The organism is Streptomyces sp. NPDC043996 (assembly GCF_056435225.1).
In genome coordinates this window covers 210049-228117 of sequence record NZ_JBWKEY010000015.1, presented here as the reverse complement: position 1 = coordinate 228117, position 18069 = coordinate 210049, and the positions used below count along the sequence as shown (strand labels likewise).

Genomic DNA, 18069 nt, shown 5'->3' with positions numbered 1-18069 from the left:
GCGCGCCCGGTGACCGCGCCCCCTCTCAGCGGGCGCCCGGCCCGGTGGTCGGCAGGTAGCGCGGGGCGCGCCAGGCGGCGAGGCGCTGCTCCACCGCCGCGCCGAGCGACAGGAGAGCCGTGTCCTGGTGGTCTCCGGCCATCAGGAGCACGCCGACGGGCAGTTCGCCCACGGAACCGGCGGGCACCGAAAGGGACGGGTATCCGGAGACGGCGGCGGGCGTGGAGGACGGGATGATGTCGTTGTCGCCGCGCACGCAGTCGGTCGTCCAGGCGGGCGGGTTCGTCGGCGAGGCGATGGCGTCCAGGCGGTGGGCGGCCATGGTCTCGTCGATGGAGCGCCGGGAGAGGTCCTTCAGCTCGGCGCGCATGGCCCGGTAGGCGGGGTCGGTGGTGGGCGGCGCCGCGAGCGCCTGCTCGAACAGCTCCTGGCCCTCGAAGCAGGTCCGCTCCTCGGGGTGGGAGCGGTTGAACTCGATGAGCCCGGCGAGGTCGCGCGGGCCCTCGCGGGTGGCGAGGTAGGCGTCGATGTCGCGGTGGAACTCGCTGAGCAGCGCCGGGAACTCGAGTTCGGCGATGCGCGCCTGGTACGGGGGCGTCACCTCGATGACGACGGCGCCCGCGGCCCGCAGCCTCTTCGCGGTGCGCGTCATCACGGCGTCCACGTCGGGCCCGAGCGAGGGCAGCCGCCACAGGCCGATCCGCTTGCCGCGCAGGCTCCCCGGGCGGATCACCGTGCCGGACGGCCGCGCGTCCGCGCGGCCCGGCTTACCGCCGCTCAGGACCGCGAGGGTGAGCGCGGTGTCGACGACGTTGCGCGCCATCGGGCCCGCGGTGTCCTGCTCGGCGGAGATCGGCACCACTCCGGCCTGGCTGACCAGGCCGAGGCTGGGCTTGAGGCCCACCACGCCGTTCATCCCGGCCGGGCACACGATGGAGCCGTCCGTCTCGGTGCCGATCGCGACCTGCGCCAGGGACGCGGCGAGGGCGGCGCCCGAACCGGCGGAGGAGCCGCAGGGGTTGCGGTCGAGGACGTACGGGTTATGGGTCTGCCCGCCCACCGCCGACCAGCCCGACGTCGGCTTCGCGGCGCGGAAGTTCGCCCACTCGGAGAGGTTGGTCTTGCCGAGGATCACCGCTCCGGCCTTCCGCAGCCGCTTGACGAGCGGGGCGTCCGCGTCCGGCGCCCGCCCGGCGAGGGCCAGCGAACCGGCCGTCGTGGGCAGGCCGCGGGTGTCCACGTTGTCCTTGATGAGGACGGGGATGCCGTCGAGGGGGCCGCGGGCGCGCCCCTCGCGGTGCCGGGCGTCGCTGGCGGCGGCCTGGCGCCGGGCCGTCGGGTCGGTGCGCAGGACCGCGTTGATCTTCGGGTCGATCCGGTCGATCCGGCGCAGATAGGCGGCCGTCAGACGCGTCGGGGTCAGGGAGCCGTCCGCCATGCGGGCCTGCAGCTCCGGGATGGTCACCGTGTCCAGGTCGAGCCCGAGTCCGGTGGCCGCGGCCCGGCCTCCGTTCTCGGCGGCCTGTGCGCGGGGGCTCGGCGCCCCCGCGCAGAGCGTGCCCGCGACCAGGGCCGCGGTCACGGTCGCGACGCCCGCCCGCCGTGCGCCCCTCAAGTCGGCCCGGGCGGCCGTCCGCGAACTCCCGGGCGTCACCGGGGCCTTCGTGTCTCTCGCGCTCCTCATGGTCCACATGGGGCCTAGCGCACTACACGCGCGCGTCCCACGCAAGGGCGGTTCAGGCACGCCCCCGGGCAGCCGCCGCGCGCCGGTCGAGCAGATCCGCCGCGCGCAGGCACCACTCCCGCGTCTCCCGCTCGAAGGCGAGCCCGCGCAGACAGGTCAGATACGGGCCGATCCGCCGCCCGGTGCGCAGGAACGCGTCCTCGTCGCTTTCGCCCCGCAGCCGCTTCAGGAGCGCGCCCAGGACCTCGGTCTTGGCCTCGGCGACGGCCGCGCGCTCGCGCAGCTGCGCGATCACGGGCGCCGCGTCGACGCCGTCCACGGCCTGCACCTTGACCAGCAGGTCGTCGCGGATGAAGGACGGCTTCGCGGTGTCCGCCGCGAACCGCTCCAGTTCCGCGAGGCCCGCGTCCGTCACCGTGAACAGCCGTTTGTTCGGGCGCCCGTCCTGCACCACCTCGCGCCCGGTGACCAGGCCGTCCCCTTCGAGCCGGGACAGCTCGGCGTACAGCTGCTGCGGAAGCGCGTGCCAGAAGTTGGCGACGCCGATGTCGAAGCCCTTCGCCAGCTGGTAGCCGCTGAACTCGCCGTCGAGCAGCGCCGCGAGCACCGCGTGCCGCAAGGCCATGGCCGCGCCCTTCCTCTCGCCCGTCCCCGGGGGCCTTCCGTTCCGCGCCCCGCTCCGCCATCATAGTCAAGAATCTGAGTAGTCATATTCTTGACTATGTACGGATGAGCACGAGACACCGGCGCAGTCGCCACCCGCCCAGGAGGACCACCATGGCTCAAACCCCCCTCGCCCCGGCCGCCGACCGCTTCCGCGAGGCCGTCGAGAAGCGCGACCTCGCCGCGCTCGAAGAGCTGTTCACCGCCGACGTCCGCCTCTACAGCCCGGTGAAGTTCCGGCCCTTCGAGGGCCGCGAGATGGTGCTCGGCCTGTTCGGCGTGCTGCTGCGCACCTTCGAGGACTTCCGGTACGTCGGGTCCTTCGAGGGCACGTCGCAGACGAGCGCCGACGGCGGCGAGGCCCCCTCGGTCGTGCTTCTGTTCCGGGCGACCGTCGACGGCCATGAGATCCACGGCATCGACCTGCTCCATCTGCACGAGGACGGCCGGATCAAGGAGTTCACGGTGATGGTGCGGCCGCAGTCCGCGGTGCAGTCCCTCGGGCGCGCGGTGTACGCGGGGCTCGTCGCCGACGGCCTGGTGCCGCCGCTGCCCGAGGGGTCCTGACGCCTCACCAGACGCCTCAGGAGCCGTCTTAGGAGCCGTCTTAGGGGCCGTCTTAGGAGCCGAGCGGCACGTCCAGGCGGGCCTTGCGGTGGCTGAAGACCGCGATCGAGTGCGGGCCGTGGTAGGCGCCCATGCCGCTCTCGCCGACGCCGCCGAACGGCAGCTCGGGGACGGCGAGGTGCGCCATCGGGAGGCCGAAGCCGAGGCCGCCCGACGAGGTCTCCGCGGCGATCCGCTCACGGTGCGCCGCCGATTCGGTGAAGGCGTACAGGGCGAGCGGCTTGTCCCGGTCGTTGATGAACGCGATCGCCTCGTCGAGCCCTTCGACCTCGACGATCGGCAGCACCGGGCCGAAGATCTCCTCGCGCATGACCGGCTCGTCGGGCCGCACGCCCGCGAGGACGGTCGGCGCGATGTACTTCGCGGCCCGGTCCGTGTGCCCGCCGGTCACCACGCGGCCAGAGCCGAGCAGCGCGGACACCCGGTCGAAGTGCCGTTCGTTGACGATGCGGCCGTAGACGTCCGACGCCGCCGGGTCCGCGCCGTACAGCTCGTGGACGGCATCGGCGAGCGCGGCTTCCAGGGCCCGCGCGGTGACCGGGTCGGTGAGGACGTAGTCGGGCGCCACGCAGGTCTGGCCCGCGTTGGCGAACTTGGCGCGCGCCAGGCGCCGGGCGACCTCCCCTACGTCCACGCCCGCGTCGACGAACACCGGTGACTTGCCGCCGAGTTCGAGCGTGACGGGCGTGAGATGCTCGGCGGCGGCGCGCATCACGACGCGGCCGACGGCGCCGTTGCCGGTGTAGAAGATGTGGTCGAAGCGCTCGGCGAGCAGCGCCGTGGTCTCCGGTACCGCGCCCTCGACGACCGCCACGGCGTCGGCGTCCAGATAGCGCGGCAGCAGCCGGGCGACCAGCGCGGACGTGGCCGGGGCCAGCTCGCTGGGCTTGGCGACGACGGCGTTGCCCGCGGCGATGGCCCCGGCGACGGGGACGAGGAGCAGCTGGGCCGGGTAGTTCCAGGGCGCGATGACCAGTACGACGCCGAGCGGGTCGTAGCGCGTCCCGGCGCTCGCGGCCGCGCCGAAGACGCCGCTCACGTCGACGTGTTGCGGGCGCAGCCACTCGTCGAGGTGCTCCAGCGTGTGGTCGATCTCGCGTACGGCGAAGTCCACTTCGGAGCGGTAGGCCTCCGCGCGGGGCTTGCCGAGATCGGCGTGGAGGGCGTCGGCGAAGTCCTCGCGGTGCTCGGTGAGCAGCGCCCGCAGCCGGGTGAGCTGCCGCTCGCGCCAGTCGAGGGGGCGGGTGCGGCCGGAGCGGAAGGTCGCGCGGAGGCGGGCGACGACGGCGGCCGCCATCTCGGCGGGCGCGTCAGCGGGGGTGTCGGTGGAGCTCATGCGGTCCTCGGTCTTCAGCGGTGGTGGGGCAGGGGGGCGGGGGCGGGCAGGAGCCCCGCGAGCAGGGCGTCCGTCGCGGGGCGGAGCAGGCGGGCCGCGTCGGGCGCGGCCTGCAGGCCGACGACGAGCGCGAGGCAGATGTCGGCGGCCTGCCCGGGGGTGGCAGCGGCGGCCGGGGCGCCCGCGTCCTCGGCCCCCTGGCACCGCCCGGCCGCCCCGGCCCGCTGGAACTGTTCGGTCAGGAGCGTCCGCAGCCGGGCCGTGAACGCGTCGCAGATGTCGCCGGACAGGCGCGCGCCCGGGTCGAGGAGTTCCACGGCGTGCGGCGAGCGGCCCGCGAGGTCGAGGACCAGGTCCAGCTTCGCGGCCAGGATGCCGTGGACGCGCTCGGCGGGCGGCGCGTCGGACGCGGCGGCCGCCTCGGCCCGCTCGGCGGCCCGGTCGTGGAGCCGCCGGGCGAGCCTGCGGACCGCGTCGTCCTTGCCGCGCACGTACCGGTAGACCGCCGACCGGCTCGCCCCCATCTCGCGCGCGATGTCGTCCACCGTGGTGCGCCGCACGCCGTACCTGTTCAGGCAGGTGTACGTCGCGTCGAGCACCTCGGCGGTGCGGTCGGCGGCCACGGTCAGCCCAGGGCCTTGACGATCTCGGCGGCCAGCGGCGCGGCCGACGCCGGGTTCTGACCGGTGTACAGGTTGCGGTCGACGACCACGTGCGGCGCCCAGGGGGCGCCTTCCTGGAAGTCGACGCCGAGCGCGACGAGCCGGTCCTGGAGCAGCCACGGCGCCCGCTCCGCGAAGCCCGACTGGGTCTCCTCGGCGTTGGTGAAGGCGGTCACGCGGTAGCCAGCGAACGGCGACGCGCTGTCGTAGAGCGCGGTGGCGAGCAGCGCGGCGGGGCCGTGGCAGACGATGCCGAGCGGCCTGCCGGACGCGAGCGCTCCGGCCAGCAGGGCGCCGGACGCGGCGTTGACCGCGAGGTCCTCCATCGGGCCGTGGCCGCCGGGGTAGAAGACGGCGGCGTACTCGTCGAGCCGTACGTCCTCCAGGGCGAGCGGGGCGTCGAGGCCGGGGACGCGCGCCAGCGAGGCGGCGATCGCGTCGGCGTTCTCCTGGCCGCCGTTCGGCTCGGGGGCGAGGCTCGCGGGGTCCATGGGCGCCGGGACGCCGCCGGGGGTCGCCACCACCACCTCGTGGCCCGCGCCGGTGAAGGCCTCGAAGGGGGCGCTGACCTCCTCGGCCCAGTATCCGCTCGGGTGCGCGGTGCCGTCCGCCAGCGTCCATACGGCGGAGCCGGTCACGACCAGCAGGATCTTCGCCATGGGTGTCCCTCTTTCCTCACGCTCTGGGAGCGCGCGCGTGCAGTCGCGCGCCTGTGGGGTGTCGCGTATGCGTGGTGTCGCCTACGCGTGGTGCCGCGTGTCCGTGGTGCCGCCTATGCGCGGTGCCACGTGTCCGTGGTGTCGCGCGGTGGACGCGCTGACGTTTCGTACGCGAAGTGTCAGCCCGTTCCGCTGTCGACCGTAGGCCCCTCCCCCATAGAGATCCAATAGACTCCTCGACATGCCCCATAGGGATTCCAATGGCTCGGGTGCCCGGCGCGCCCCGCTCGACCTGTCGCTGCTGCGCACGTTCCTCGCGGTGCACCGCTCCGGCTCCTTCACGGCGGCCGCACGGCTGCTCGGCCTGTCCCAGCCGACGGTGACGACGCAGGTCCGCTCCCTGGAGCAGCAGCTGGGCCGGGAGCTGTTCGAGCGGCGGCCGCGCGGCGCGGTGCCGACGTCCGTCGCCGACGAACTCGCCGCGCAGGTCGCGGGCCCCCTCGACGCCCTCGCCGCGGTGGCCGACCGCGGCCCCCTCGCCCCCGAGAAGGCCCCGGACCCCGTCCATCTGGCCGGGCCCGCCGAGCTCCTGTGCGCCCGGGTGCTTCCCGCCCTCGCGCCCCTCGCCGACCAGGGCGTACGGCTGCGGGTCACCCTGGGGCTCACCGACGAGCTCCTCGACGGGCTCCGCGGCGGCCGCTTCGACCTGGTGATCTCCACGATGCGGCTGCGCGGGCGCACGCTGAGCGCGGTGCCGCTCGCCGACGAGGAGTTCGTCCTGGTCGCCGCCCCGTCGTGGGCGCGGCGGATCGGCCAGGAGCGGGTCGCCGCCGAAGGACCCGCCGCCCTGCGCGGGGTGCCGCTCATCGCGTACGCCGACGACCTGCCGATCGCCCGCCGCTACTGGTGGCACGTGTTCGGCGAGCGGCTCACCGCGCGCCCCGCGATGACCGTGCCGGACCTGCGCGGGGTGCGCTCGGCGGTCGTGGCGGGGGCGGGCGTGGCGGTGCTTCCGCGCTATCTGTGCCAGGACGAGCTCGCGTCCGGCGCGCTTGTGCCGCTGCTGCTGCCCGAGGACCCGCCGATCAACACCGGGTATCTCGCGCAGCGCCCGGGCAGGCCGGAGAACCCGCACGTCCTCGTCGTCCGCGACCGACTGCTCCAGACGGCCCCCTCGTGGTGACGCCGGTCCAGGCCGAGCGGGCCCCGGGTGCCGCTGACGGCCCCTCAGCACTCGGCCGGGCGAAGCGCCGGGCGCAGCACCGGACGCAGCACTCGGCCGGACGAAGGACTCCGTCACCTGCCCGGCGTCCCTCCGCATGCGGCACCGCCTGACGGCACGTTGGCTCGTCGTCAGGTAGCACGGGCGATTCCCCATACCGGCGGCGCACGGGACGTACCGCCTCCCGTGCCACCGGAGGGCAGATTCATGCGTACGAACCCGATATCCCTTCGCTCCGGACTGACCGTCGCCGCCATCGCACTCCCCCTGGCCCTTGCCGCCCCCGCGGCGCTCGCGGCACCGGGGATCAGCGTGACCGTCAACGGCAACGTCGTGCAGGTCACCACCTCCGCCTGCCCCAACGGCGGCAAGGCGGCGCTGCTGAGCAACGGCGCGGCCAACTTCGCCCAGGGCCGGCAGGTGACCCTGGCGGGCGGCAGCGCCTCCTGGCAGAACGTCACTTCCGGGAGCCATACGGTCGTGGTGATCTGTCAGGACGGTTCCTCGGCGGGCTCGCAGAGCGTCACCGTCGCCGGTGCGCCCACGACGTCGTCGACGACGGCTCCCGCGCGCGGTGTGCGCGGCGGCATCGGCGGCGCGGTCGAGGACTACGGCACGCTCACGCTCGCGGCGGGCGGCGCCCTGGTGGCCACGGCCACGGTCGGTGGCGCGTGGTACCTGCGCCGCCGTGCCGTCCGCGGCCGTCTCTACTGACACCTGCCCCCTCCGCTCCGGACAGCCGGTCCGGCGCACCCGAACCGCCGGGCCCGACGGCCCGGCCCGACCGCCCTACCGGACCGGGGCCCGCGCCCCGGTCCCGCCCCCGCCGTCGCCCCGCAGCCCGCGGGGCGACGGCGGCGGTGCGCGAGCGACACCGTGCCCCCTCCGTCAGGGCCCGCGTGCCCTTGTCCCTGCCGCCCCCGCGCCTTACGGTCCTCCCAGCCGACTGGGAGGGGCCCTTCCGTGTCACGACCGCTCAGCGTCCAGCTCTACTCCGTCCGCGCCCAGCTCGCCGCCGACCGCCCCGCGACCCTGGAACGCCTCGCGGCCATGGGATACGGCGCGGTGGAGGCCTTCGACGTCACCGATGACGCACCGGGGCTCAGACGCCTCGCCGACGGCCTCGGGCTCACCGTCTCCGGCGCCCACGTCGGGCACGCGCTCGCCGGGGAGCCGGGACCCGTCTTCGACGCGGTCGCCGCCCTCGGCACCCCGCTCGCGGTCGTCCCCGCCGGATTCCCGCACGAGGACTTCACGACGCGCGACGGCCTCGCCCGCGTCGCCGAGCGCCTCAACGCCCTGGCCCGGCAGGCGGCCCGGCACGGACTGCGGCTCGGCTACCACAACCACTGGTGGGAGGTGGAGCCACGCGTCGAGGACCGCCACGCCCTGGACGTCCTCGCCGAGCTGCTCGACCCGGAGGTGTTCCTGGAGGTCGACACCTACTGGGCGGCGGTCGGCGGCGCGGACGTGCCCGCCCTGCTCCGCCGCCTCGGCGGCCGCGTGGAGGCCCTGCACCTCAAGGACGGCCCCGGCACCAAGGACGACCCGAACGTCGCGGTCGGCGGCGGCACGATGCCGGTGCCCGAGGTCCTCGCCGCCGCGCCCGCGGCCTGGCGGATCGTCGAGTTCGACGACTGCGCGGGCGACCTGCTCGGCGAGCTCGCCGCGAGCCGCGCCTACGTCAGCGCGCTGGAGACGGCGTGAGCACGGGCCCGGTCGGCGTCGCCGTGGTCGGCGCGGGCGTCATCAGCGCCGAGTACCTGCGCACGCTCGGCCGCTGCCCCGACGTCCGCCTGGTGGCGGTCGCCGACCTCGACCTGGAGCGCGCGGCCGCCGCGGCCGGTGCCCACGGCATACCGCTCAGCGGCGACGTGCCCACCGTCCTGGCCGAGCCGGACGTCGAACTCGTCGTCAACCTCACCGTGCCCGCCGCCCACGCGCGGGTCGCGGAGGCGGCACTGCGCGCGGGCAAGCACGTGTACGGCGAGAAGCCCCTGACGCCCTCACCCGCCGAGGCCGAGAAGCTCCTCGCCACCGCTTCCGAACGCGGACTCCTCGTGGGCGGCGCGCCCGACACGTTCCTCGGCGCGGGCCTCCAGTCGGCGCTGCGGGTCATCCGCGCGGGGCACATCGGCGAGCCGGTCGCGGCGACCACCGCGGTGCAGAGCCTCGGCCCCGAGTCCTGGCATCCGGACCCGGCGTTCTTCTACCAGCCGGGCGCGGGGCCGCTGTTCGACCTCGGCCCGTACTACCTGACCTCCCTGGTGGCCCTGTTCGGCGGCGTGGCGCGGGTGGCGGCGACGGCGGCCCGCGCCCGCGCGCGGCGCACCGTCGGCTCCGGCGCCAAGGCCGGTCAGTCCTTCCCGGTGGACGTGCCGACCCATGTGAGCGCGCTCCTGTCCTTCGCGTCCGGCGCCAGCGCCAACGCGACGTTCAGCTTCGACAGTTCCCTGCCGCGCGTCCGCTTCGAGGTCACCGGCACCGAGGGCACCCTCGCCGTGCCGGACCCCAACACCTTCGGCGGCCCGCTGCGCCTGCGGCCCAACGGCTGCGACGCCTGGCGCGAACTGCCCGTCCACGGACGCACGGACGGCCGCGGCCTGGGCGTCGTGGACATGGCCCGCGCGATCCGCGCGGGCACGCGCGTCGGCGGCGGGGCCCGGGAGCTGCCCGGCACGCAGCAGGAGCCGTCCGGCACCCATCGGGAGCTGTCCAGCACGCACCGGGCGTCGGGCGCGCTCGCCCTGCACGTGCTCCACGCCATGACCGCGATCGCCGAGTCCGCCCACCGGTCCGCGTTCACGCCGCTGCCGACCCAGGTCGTGCCCCCGGCCCCGCTGCCCGAGGACTGGGACCCGACAGCGGTGACGCTCGATCCCCTGGAGGCCTAGCCACCGGCGCCACGAGCCCCCGGACGCGGCCGCCCTCACCGCGCCTTCACGCCCCCTGCGTCATGCTGGCCTCCACGGCGACCAGCGGCACATGGGGGGGGCGGCCGATGGCACGGCCAGACGCGTCAACGGCCAAGGCGTTCGGGCGAGTTGCGGTGGAGCGGCGCGCGCTGGTGCGGGGAGCGGCGCTCCTGGTGCCCGCGCTTGCGGGAGGCGCGGCCTGCGGCTCCTCGCGGGCGGACACGGCGCGCCGCCGCTCCGGTGACGTGCTCCGCCGCCGCGTTCACGCGCTGGTCTCCGCGGCGCTGCCCAAGGGCGCGAGCGCCACCGTCCTCGCGGCCCGCGGCTCCGATCCCGTGTACGCCGAGGGCTTCGGGCTCGCGGACCGGGCCCGCCGCATCCGCTGCGGGCGCGGCACGGTGTACGACATCGCCTCCAACACCAAGCAGTTCACCGCGGCCGCCGTGCTGAGCCTCGAGTCCGAGGGACGGCTGCACGTGCGCGACCGCCTCGGCGACCTGCTGCCGGGGCTGCCCGCGGACAAACGGCCCCTCACCGTGCACCAGCTGCTCACCCACACCTCGGGACTCCCGGAATTCCTGCCCGAGCGGTACGGAGACGACTTCGCCCCGCTCTCCCGCGCCCGCATGCTGCGGGCCCTTGCCGACACCTCCTTGCGCTCCCGGCCCGGCCGGGAGTTCCACTACTCCAACCTGGGGTACAGCCTGCTGGCCGCGGTGATCGAGGAGCGGTCGGGACTGCCGTACGAGGAGTGTCTCGCCGACCGCCTGTTCCGCCCGGCGGGGATGAGCCAGACCGGCTGCGTCCGGCCACGGTGGCGCGAGACGGACGTCGCCGTCGAGTACGACGACGAGGGCGCGCCCGCGGGCCGCCCCCACCGGCGGCCGTGGGCACCCGACGGCCCGTACTGGAACCTGCGCGGCAACGGCGGCATCCTCTCCACGGCGACGGACCTGTTCCGCTGGCACGTGGCCCTCGCGGGGGACGAGGTCCTCACCGCCGACGCCCGCCGCAAGCTGTTCACGCCCCACGTGTCCGAAGACGGCGAAGGCGGCGGCGACGACGGGATCGCGTACGGATACGGCTGGGCGCTCGAGCCCGGCGCGGGCGGGCACGGCGTCGCCTGGCACACCGGGCAGAGCCAGGTCGGCGGCTCCTACTCGGAGATCGCCCGGACGCCGGACGGCCGGGCCCTCGCCGTCGTGAACACCAACTTCAGCACCAGGAAGGGGGCCTGGACGATCGCCGACCTCGGCCTGGCGCGCCACGTCGTCGCCCTCCTCCTGAAGACCTGACCGACGGAGCGCCGCCGCGGAGGCCCAGCAGAAGGACCCTAGGACCTCTCAGGACCCTCCGATTCCCCCAACTGCCCCAACTCCCCCAACGTCCGCTCAAGCCACCGCGTCCAGAACGTCTCCAGGTCGATCCCGGCCCGCAGCACCGCGTGCCGCAGCCGGTCCTCGACGGCGTCGCGGCCGGGCGGGAAGTCGCGGCGCTCGATCGCCTCGTACTCCTCCAGCTGGCCCTGGTGCAGGGCGAGATGGCGGCGCAGCTCCGCCTCGATGCCGTCGGTGCCGACGACGGCCGCCGCGCGCAGGCGCAGCAGCAGCACGTCACGCAGCGGCTTGGGGTCCTGGCTCGCGGCGGTCCACCGGGACAGCTCGGCGCGGCCCGCGGGCAGCACCTCGTACTCCTTCTTCTGGCCGCGGCTCGCCTGCGCGGCGGGCAGGGCGCGGATCAGTCCCTCGCCCTCCAGCTTGCCGAGCTCCCGGTAGATCTGCTGGTGCGTGGCCGACCAGAAGTAGCCGATCGACTTGTCGAAGCGGCGGGTCAGCTCCAGGCCCGAGGACGGCTTCTCGAGCAGGGCGGTGAGGATCGCGTGCGGGAGTGACATGCGGGCATCCTAAGGATGCCGGGCGGGCCGGGAGGGTCCGGCCGCGCCCCCGCCCCGGCGCCTCACAGCGCGGCGGCCAGCTCCGTGCCCTGCTTGATGGCGCGTTTGGCGTCCAGCTCGGCCGCGACGTCGGCGCCGCCGATGAGGTGGGCGCGCACACCCCCCGCGAGCAGCGCGTCGTACAGGTCGCGCCGGGGCTCCTGGCCCGCGCACAGCACCACCGTGTCCACGGGGATGGTGCGCGCGGTGTCGTCGACGGTGATGTGCAGGCCCTCGTCGTCGATGCGGTCGTAGGACACGCCCGCCACCATGGCGACGCCGCGGTGGCGCAGCTCCGTGCGGTGGATCCAGCCGGTCGTCTTGCCGAGGCCCTGGCCGACCTTGGAGCTCTTGCGCTGCAGCAGGTGGACGGTGCGCGGCGGCACCGGCCGCTCGGGCTCGGTGAGCCCGCCGCGGTCGCGGTAGTCCATGTCGACGCCCCAGTGCCTGAAGTACGTCGCCGGGTCGAGGCTGGCCTTGTCGCCGCTGTCGGTGAGGTACTCCGCGACGTCGAAGCCGATGCCGCCCGCGCCGACGATCGCGACCCGCTCGCCGACGGGCGCGCCGTCGCGCAGCACGTCCAGGTAGCCGACGACGCTGCGGTGGTCGATGCCGGGGATGTCGGGGGTGCGGGGGGTGACGCCGGTGGCGACGACCACGTCGTCGTAGCCCGCGCCGGCGAGCCCCTCCGCCGTCACGTAGGTGTTCAGGCGCACGTCCACGCCGCGCAGTTCGAGCTGGGTGCGGTAGTAGCGCAGGGTCTCGTCGAACTCCTCCTTGCCGGGGACCCTGCGGGCGACGTTCAGCTGGCCGCCGATCTCGGCGGCGGCGTCGTACAGCGTCACGTCGTGGCCGCGCTCGGCCGCCGAGACGGCGCAGGCGAGTCCGGCGGGGCCCGCGCCGACCACGGCGACGCGCTTCGCGCGGCGGGTCGGCGCGAGGACGAGCTCGGTCTCGTGGCAGGCGCGCGGATTCACCAGGCAGGAGGTGATCTGGAGGTTGAAGGTGTGGTCGAGGCAGGCCTGGTTGCAGCCGATGCAGGTGTTGATGGCGTCCGGCTGCTCGGCGCGCGCCTTGGCGACGAAGTCGGGGTCGGCGAGCAGCGGGCGCGCCAGGGACACCATGTCGGCGGCGCCGTCGGCGAGCAGCCGCTCGGCGAGTTCGGGGGTGTTGATGCGGTTGGTCGTCACCAGCGGCACGGACACCTCGCCCATGACCTTCTTGGTGACGAAGGTGTACGCGCCGCGCGGCACGGACGTCGCGATGGTGGGGATGCGGGCCTCGTGCCAGCCGATGCCGGTGTTGATGAGGGTGGCGCCCGCGGCCTCGATCGCCTTCGCGAGCCGCACGACCTCGTCGAGGGTGGAGCCGCCGGGCACCAGGTCCAGCATGGAGAGCCGGTAGACGATGATGAAGTCCGGGCCGAGGCGCTCGCGCGTGCGGCGGACGATCTCGACGGGGAAGCGCATGCGGTTCTCGTAGGCGCCGCCCCACCGGTCGGTGCGCCGGTTGGTCGGGGCCGCGATGAACTCGTTGATCAGATAGCCCTCGGAGCCCATGATCTCGACGCCGTCGTAGCCCGCGAGCCGCGCGAGTTCGGCGGCGCGCACGAAGTCCTCGATGGTCCGCTCGACCTCGTCGTCCTCCAGGGCGCGCGGCGCGAAGGGGCTGATCGGCGCCTGGAGCGCGCTCGGCGCGACCAGGTCGGCGTGGTAGGCGTACCGCCCGAAGTGCAGGATCTGCATCGCGATCCTGCCGCCCTCGCGGTGCACGGCCTCGGTGACCGGGGCGTGCCGCTCGGCCTCCGCCTCGGTGGTGAGCTTGGCGCCGCCCTCCCAGGGGCGCCCCGCCTCGTTCGGCGCGATGCCGCCGGTGACGATGAGGCCGACGCCGCCGCGCGCGCGGGCGGCGTAGAACGCGGCCATGCGCGCGAACCCGCCCGGCGCCTCTTCCAGGCCCACGTGCATGGAGCCCATCAGGACCCGGTTCGGCAGCGTGGTGAAGCCGAGATCGAGCGGGCTGAGCAGGTGCGGGTAGCGGCTCGGGGCGTCCATGCGGCCTCTTTTCCTGCGCGGATGCGCGTGTCCCCGCGCGGATGCGCGGTCTTTCCCGCGCGGATACGCGGCGGCGCGGTTCGTCAGGACAGTTGTAGGCCAGCCCCACCCTTTATGCAACTAGTTGCACAAGGGCGGGACGCACCTCACACCGGCACGCACCTCACACCGGCCACCGCGGCGGACCCGCTCACTCCCCCGGCGCGTTGTCCTGCAGGAACCGCTCCACCTCGCTCGCGACGCCCGTCTTGGCCGTGGACGCCCGGGCCCCCACCCGGGTCGACCCCTCGTGCACCCCCAGGCCGCCGACCCACACGTAGCCGAACGCGGGCTCCCCGTCGAGCCGGGGGCTGATCTGCACGTCGAGCTGCCGGAGCTTCGCGATCGGCGCGGCGGCGTACAGCGTCGCCGTCACCCGCCGCTGCGGATAGAGGTTGAAGTCCCTGATGACGACCGAGCCGTACTCGTCGACGAAGGCGCCGTGGCCGTCCCTGCCCACCCGCACGTCGAAATGCCACGGATGGTCGTGCAGGTCGATGGTGACGAACTCGGAGCCACGGTTCTCGAAGGTGACGTCGAAGGCGACGTACGTCAGCCCCTTGGCGTCATCGTCCCGGCCACGCTTGGGAGTGGCCCGCTTGAGGCCGTGCACCCGCACGCGCAGCCCGGCCAGTTCCTCGGACTGGTACTCCTGCCAGTCCCCCACGACATTCGGTACGTCCATCTTCCCCACCCTTCGGTCGGCACAAGGCTAGAACGCCCCTCTGACCTTCCCCACGTGATCATTACCGGTCTGGACGGCTGGTTATCCCCGGGCGCACGCGTGACCGATGAGTTCACGCCGCCGCCCCCGCCCGGCACCGCGTGCCGCCCGCCACCGCCCCACGCTTCCCACGGGCCGACGCCGTCCACGCCCGCCCCGGTACGCTCACCGCGCCGACCGACCGCGCCGCGCCCCGCCGAGAGCTCACCGGCACCGCGCCGCACCGCCCGGCGAAGTGCCCCTGACCTCCCTCATCGCCCTGTCCGAAAACCGCCAGCCGCGCACTCGCGCGCGACGCAGACTGATCAGGAGGGCGGATCACCCCCAGCCGATCCGCCGACTCCAGGAACCGGATCCAGGAACCGGATCCAAGAACCGAATCCAAGAACCGAATCTGAGAGAGGACCGGCGCGATGACCGTCTACACGACCTTCGACAGCCCCCTCGGCGAGCTGCTGCTCGTCGGCGAGACGTCGGCCACCGCCCCCGGCGGCACGGCCCTCGCGTCGCTGTCGATGCCGGAGCAGAAGGGCGCCGTGGCCGTCCAGGACGGGTGGGCGCGCGACGACGCGGCGTTCGCGGCGATCACCGAGCAGCTGCGCGGCTACTTCGCGGGCACGCTGACCCGGTTCGACATCGAGTACGCCCCGGGCGCGGGCACGGACTTCCAGCGCAAGGTGTGGGACGCCCTGGAATCCGTGCCGTACGGCACCACGACGACGTACGGAGCGCTCGCCGCGCACCTCGGGCTCTCCCGCGCCGCCGTGCGGGCCCTCGGCACCGCCATCGGCCGCAACCCCCTGCTCGTCGTGCGCCCCTGCCACCGCGTGATCGGCGCGGACGGCTCCCTCACCGGCTACGCGGCAGGCCTGGAGCGCAAGCGGCGCCTGCTCGATCTGGAGGCGGCGTGAACACCGCCGTGCCCGACGCCGCCACCAGGGTCGGCGCCGCCGACTGGCCCGGCATCGCCGCCGAGCTCGACCTCCACGGCTGCGCCCTGACGCCCCCGCTCCTCGACCCCGCCGCGTGCCGGGCGGTCGCCGGTCTTTACGACGACATCGGCCTGTTCCGGTCGACGGTCGACATGGCCAGGCACCGCTTCGGCTCCGGCCAGTACCGCTACTTCGGCCACGACCTGCCGGGCCCGGTCGCCGCGCTGCGCGCCGCCCTCTACCCGAAGCTGCTCCCCGTCGCCCGGGACTGGGCCGCGCGCCTCGGCCGCCCCGCCCCGTGGCCCGACGAGCTCGACGAGTGGCTCGCCCTGTGCCACGAGGCGGGCCAGTCCAAGTCCTCTCAGATCCTGCTGCGGTACGAGAGCGGCGACTGGAACGCGCTGCACCGCGACCTCTTCGGCGACCTTGTCTTCCCGCTCCAGGTCGTCATCGGCCTCGACGTCCACGGCGAGGACTACACGGGCGGAGAGTTCCTGCTCGTCGAGCAGCGCCCGCGGGCCCAGTCCCGCGGCACCGTCACCGCGCTGCCTCAAGGCCGCGGCCTGGTGTTCACCACCCGCGACCGGCCGGTGCGCTCCGCCCGTGGCTGGTCGGCGGCGCCGGTGCGGCACGGCGTGAGCACGGTCCGCTCGGGCCTGCGGCGCACGCTGGGCCTGGTGTTCCACGACGCCTGAGGGCACGGGGTTCAGCGCAGACCGCTCACCCGCAGCGTGAGGTTCAGCCGTCCCGCCAGGCCGAGTTCCGGCGGCGCGGTGCCCGCAAGGACGCGCGGCACGCCGTGATACGCGAGCCGCGAGGGGCCACCGAACACCACCAGGTCACCGCTGCGCAGCTCGATGTCGGTGTACGGGCGCGAGCGCGACTGAGGGGTGCCGAACCGGAACACGCAGGTATCCCCGAGACTCAGCGAGACGACCGGCGCGAGGGACGTCTCGTCGCTGTCGCGGTGCATGCCCATCCGGGCGTCGGCGCCATAGTGGTTGATCAGCGCGATGTCGTACGCGTCAGCGTCCGTGCCCCCGCCCGGCTCCCCGTCCCCCGGCCCCGTGCCGTCCCCGTACGCGTCGTGCACGGCCGCGCGCCCGAGCTCCGCGAGCCAGCCGGGCATCGGCTTCACCGGCGCGCCGTCGCCGTCGACGACGGTGCGCGCGTAGCCGTACGGGTACCAGTGCCAGCCCAGGCACACCTGGCGCGCGGTCATGGTGCCGCCGCCCGGCAGCTGGACGGTGCGCAGTCCCGCGGGCGGGCGGGCCCACGCGCGGCAGGCGGCGACGAGCTCCCGCTGGCGGTCGGCGGCGAGCCAGTCGGGGACGTGCACCGCGCCCGGGGCCAGCTCGCGCCGCTCGCGCGGGAAGAGCTCGCCGCTCATCGGCCCCTGACCGCCCGCAGGATCACGAACTTGCGGTTGCTCGCGGCGACGTCGACGTCGTCGAAGAGCCGCTTGAGGCGCACGTGGTAGCCGAGGTGGCGGTTGGCGACGACCCACAGCTCGCCGCCGGGGCGCAGCGCGGCGCGCGCCCCGCGGAACATGCGCAGGGCCGTCGCGTCGGTCGTCGCCTGGTGGCTGTGGAAGGGCGGGTTGTTCAGGACCAGGTCCACGGACCGCTCGGGCACCGCCGACAGCGCGTCCCCAGCCAGGAACTCCGCCTTGGCGGCCCCGGCACCGGCCTTGGCGTTGGCCAGGTACGTGGCCTCCGCCGAGGCGAGGGCCTGGTACGACTCGTCGACGAAGGTGACGCGGGCCTCGGGGTTGGCGACCGCCGCGGCCGTGCCGAGCACGCCGTTGCCGCAGCCCAGGTCCACGACGTGCGCGTCGCCGCGGCTCGCGGGCAGGTGCTGGAGGAAGAAGCGCGTGCCGATGTCGAGGCGCTCGGCGCAGAAGATGCCCGCGTGGTTGACGGCGGTCAGGCCCGCGCCCGCGCCGGAGTCGGCCGCGAGGACGTACGCGCGCGGCCAGGGGCTCGGCGTGCGGGCGCGGTCCGGGTCCGGCGTGGTGAAGATCAGGCGTGCCTTCTGCCGGGCCAGCGAGGTGCGGGTCGGGCCGATGATCCGCTCGAAGAGCTCAAGGGTCGAGGTGTGGATCTCGGTGACCATGCCGGCGCCGACGACGACGGTGCCCGCGTGCACGGCGGGCGCGATCCGGTGCAGCTGGTCCTCCAGGAGCGCGAGGCTCTTGGGCACCCGCACCAGGAGCACGTCCACGCGCTCCGGCGGAGTGTCCCTGGTCGTCAGCAGGCGTGCCGCGTCCGGTGTGTGCCCGGCCCGCTCCAGATTGGCGCGGGTCGCCTGCCGGGCCAGGAACGAGTCGGTGATCTGCACCGGCCGGTGCGCGGCGAGGGCGGTGGTCAGCGCGCCCCACCGGTCGCCGATCACGACCACGGTGCCGTCCAGCGCGACCGGCTCGCCCGCCGCGCCCTCCGCGCCTTCCTCGTCTCCGGCCAGGTGCCGCAGCAGATAGGCGTCGGCGGCGGACCAGGCCCGCAGCTGGTCGCGCGGGTCCTCGGGGAAGCGGGTGAGGTCGTACGCACCCCATGACGTGCTCAAACGGTTCATCGTGCCCTCAGGCTACTGGTAGCGCCCGCCGCCCGGTGGGCCGGT

Annotated in this window: 18 protein-coding genes; 8 read left to right on the top strand and 10 right to left on the bottom strand. The window is 74.6% G+C overall.

From position 1 onward, the window contains the following. Nucleotides 1–25 precede the first annotated feature (25 nt). Together AC07A4_RS33675 and AC07A4_RS33670 are read right to left on the bottom strand one after the other, a co-directional pair. Nucleotides 26–1684 (bottom strand): amidase, encoded by a 1659-nt coding sequence (locus AC07A4_RS33675; RefSeq protein ID WP_478606166.1) that lies wholly within the window; start codon nucleotides 1682–1684, stop codon nucleotides 26–28. Between the two features lie 52 nt (nucleotides 1685–1736). Further along, the gene (locus AC07A4_RS33670) at nucleotides 1737–2309 is read right to left on the bottom strand and encodes a PadR family transcriptional regulator (RefSeq protein WP_478606163.1); all 573 of its coding nucleotides are present in this window, start codon (nucleotides 2307–2309) and stop codon (nucleotides 1737–1739) included. Nucleotides 2310–2461: 152 nt separating this feature from the next. On the opposite strand from AC07A4_RS33670, the gene AC07A4_RS33665 reads away from it, so the two are divergent. Further along, nucleotides 2462–2914 (top strand): nuclear transport factor 2 family protein, encoded by a 453-nt coding sequence (locus AC07A4_RS33665; RefSeq protein ID WP_478606160.1) that lies wholly within the window; start codon nucleotides 2462–2464, stop codon nucleotides 2912–2914. A gap of 52 nt (nucleotides 2915–2966) precedes the next feature. On the opposite strand, the gene AC07A4_RS33660 is transcribed toward AC07A4_RS33665, so the two are convergent. Genes AC07A4_RS33660 through AC07A4_RS33650 form a run of 3 tightly spaced genes read right to left on the bottom strand, consistent with a single transcriptional unit; the run spans nucleotide 2967 to nucleotide 5631 of the window. Further along, the gene (locus AC07A4_RS33660; protein WP_478606158.1) at nucleotides 2967–4310 is read right to left on the bottom strand and encodes an aldehyde dehydrogenase family protein; all 1344 of its coding nucleotides are present in this window, start codon (nucleotides 4308–4310) and stop codon (nucleotides 2967–2969) included. Nucleotides 4311–4324: 14 nt separating this feature from the next. Continuing rightward, the gene (locus AC07A4_RS33655) at nucleotides 4325–4933 is read right to left on the bottom strand and encodes a TetR/AcrR family transcriptional regulator (RefSeq protein WP_478606155.1); all 609 of its coding nucleotides are present in this window, start codon (nucleotides 4931–4933) and stop codon (nucleotides 4325–4327) included. A gap of 2 nt (nucleotides 4934–4935) precedes the next feature. Continuing rightward, nucleotides 4936–5631: a type 1 glutamine amidotransferase domain-containing protein gene (locus tag AC07A4_RS33650; protein ID WP_478606152.1), complete on the bottom strand. Its 696-nt coding sequence runs from the start codon at nucleotides 5629–5631 to the stop codon at nucleotides 4936–4938. A gap of 241 nt (nucleotides 5632–5872) precedes the next feature. Here AC07A4_RS33650 and AC07A4_RS33645 point away from each other — a divergent pair, with 241 nt between their 5' ends. From AC07A4_RS33645 to AC07A4_RS33625, 5 genes are all read left to right on the top strand, one after another. Beyond that, nucleotides 5873–6814: a LysR family transcriptional regulator gene (locus AC07A4_RS33645; RefSeq protein ID WP_478606150.1), complete on the top strand. Its 942-nt coding sequence runs from the start codon at nucleotides 5873–5875 to the stop codon at nucleotides 6812–6814. Nucleotides 6815–7060: 246 nt separating this feature from the next. Continuing rightward, the gene (locus tag AC07A4_RS33640; protein WP_478606148.1) at nucleotides 7061–7567 is read left to right on the top strand and encodes a hypothetical protein; all 507 of its coding nucleotides are present in this window, start codon (nucleotides 7061–7063) and stop codon (nucleotides 7565–7567) included. A 249-nt stretch (nucleotides 7568–7816) separates the two neighbouring features. Next, nucleotides 7817–8560, top strand: coding sequence for a sugar phosphate isomerase/epimerase family protein (locus AC07A4_RS33635; protein WP_478606146.1), 744 nt, complete (start codon nucleotides 7817–7819; stop codon nucleotides 8558–8560). After that, entirely contained in the window at nucleotides 8557–9747 is a 1191-nt protein-coding gene (locus tag AC07A4_RS33630) for a Gfo/Idh/MocA family protein (RefSeq protein WP_478606144.1), read from the top strand. Before AC07A4_RS33635 ends, AC07A4_RS33630 begins: the two co-directional genes overlap by 4 nt. 107 nt (nucleotides 9748–9854) lie before the next feature. Continuing rightward, nucleotides 9855–11063 carry a serine hydrolase domain-containing protein gene (locus AC07A4_RS33625; RefSeq protein ID WP_478606141.1) on the top strand — a complete coding sequence of 403 codons (1209 nt, stop codon included), beginning with the start codon at nucleotides 9855–9857 and terminating at the stop codon, nucleotides 11061–11063. A gap of 38 nt (nucleotides 11064–11101) precedes the next feature. Here AC07A4_RS33625 and AC07A4_RS33620 read toward each other — a convergent pair whose 3' ends face one another. From AC07A4_RS33620 to AC07A4_RS33610, 3 genes are all read right to left on the bottom strand, one after another. Continuing rightward, complete coding sequence (locus tag AC07A4_RS33620; protein ID WP_478606138.1) at nucleotides 11102–11662, bottom strand: PadR family transcriptional regulator; 561 nt, start codon at nucleotides 11660–11662, stop codon at nucleotides 11102–11104. Between the two features lie 62 nt (nucleotides 11663–11724). Then, a complete protein-coding gene (locus AC07A4_RS33615; RefSeq protein WP_478606135.1) occupies nucleotides 11725–13755 on the bottom strand; it encodes an FAD-dependent oxidoreductase in 2031 nt (676 codons plus the stop codon). A gap of 190 nt (nucleotides 13756–13945) precedes the next feature. Then, nucleotides 13946–14479, bottom strand: a complete 534-nt coding sequence (locus tag AC07A4_RS33610; RefSeq protein WP_478606132.1) for a hypothetical protein — start codon at nucleotides 14477–14479, stop codon at nucleotides 13946–13948. A 452-nt stretch (nucleotides 14480–14931) separates the two neighbouring features. Between AC07A4_RS33610 and AC07A4_RS33605 the strand changes: the two genes are divergently transcribed. After that, nucleotides 14932–15429 carry a methylated-DNA--[protein]-cysteine S-methyltransferase gene (locus AC07A4_RS33605; protein ID WP_478606129.1) on the top strand — a complete coding sequence of 166 codons (498 nt, stop codon included), beginning with the start codon at nucleotides 14932–14934 and terminating at the stop codon, nucleotides 15427–15429. Continuing rightward, a complete protein-coding gene (locus AC07A4_RS33600; RefSeq protein ID WP_478606126.1) occupies nucleotides 15426–16145 on the top strand; it encodes a 2OG-Fe(II) oxygenase in 720 nt (239 codons plus the stop codon). Before AC07A4_RS33605 ends, AC07A4_RS33600 begins: the two co-directional genes overlap by 4 nt. An 11-nt stretch (nucleotides 16146–16156) precedes the next feature. Here the strand turns inward: AC07A4_RS33600 and AC07A4_RS33595 are convergent, their stop codons facing one another. Together AC07A4_RS33595 and AC07A4_RS33590 are read right to left on the bottom strand one after the other, a co-directional pair. Next, nucleotides 16157–16840, bottom strand: a complete 684-nt coding sequence (locus AC07A4_RS33595; RefSeq protein WP_478606124.1) for an alpha-ketoglutarate-dependent dioxygenase AlkB family protein — start codon at nucleotides 16838–16840, stop codon at nucleotides 16157–16159. After that, the gene (locus AC07A4_RS33590) at nucleotides 16837–18024 is read right to left on the bottom strand and encodes a methyltransferase (RefSeq protein ID WP_478606121.1); all 1188 of its coding nucleotides are present in this window, start codon (nucleotides 18022–18024) and stop codon (nucleotides 16837–16839) included. The genes AC07A4_RS33595 and AC07A4_RS33590 overlap by 4 nt, the downstream gene beginning before the upstream one ends. Nucleotides 18025–18069: the final 45 nt, after the last annotated feature.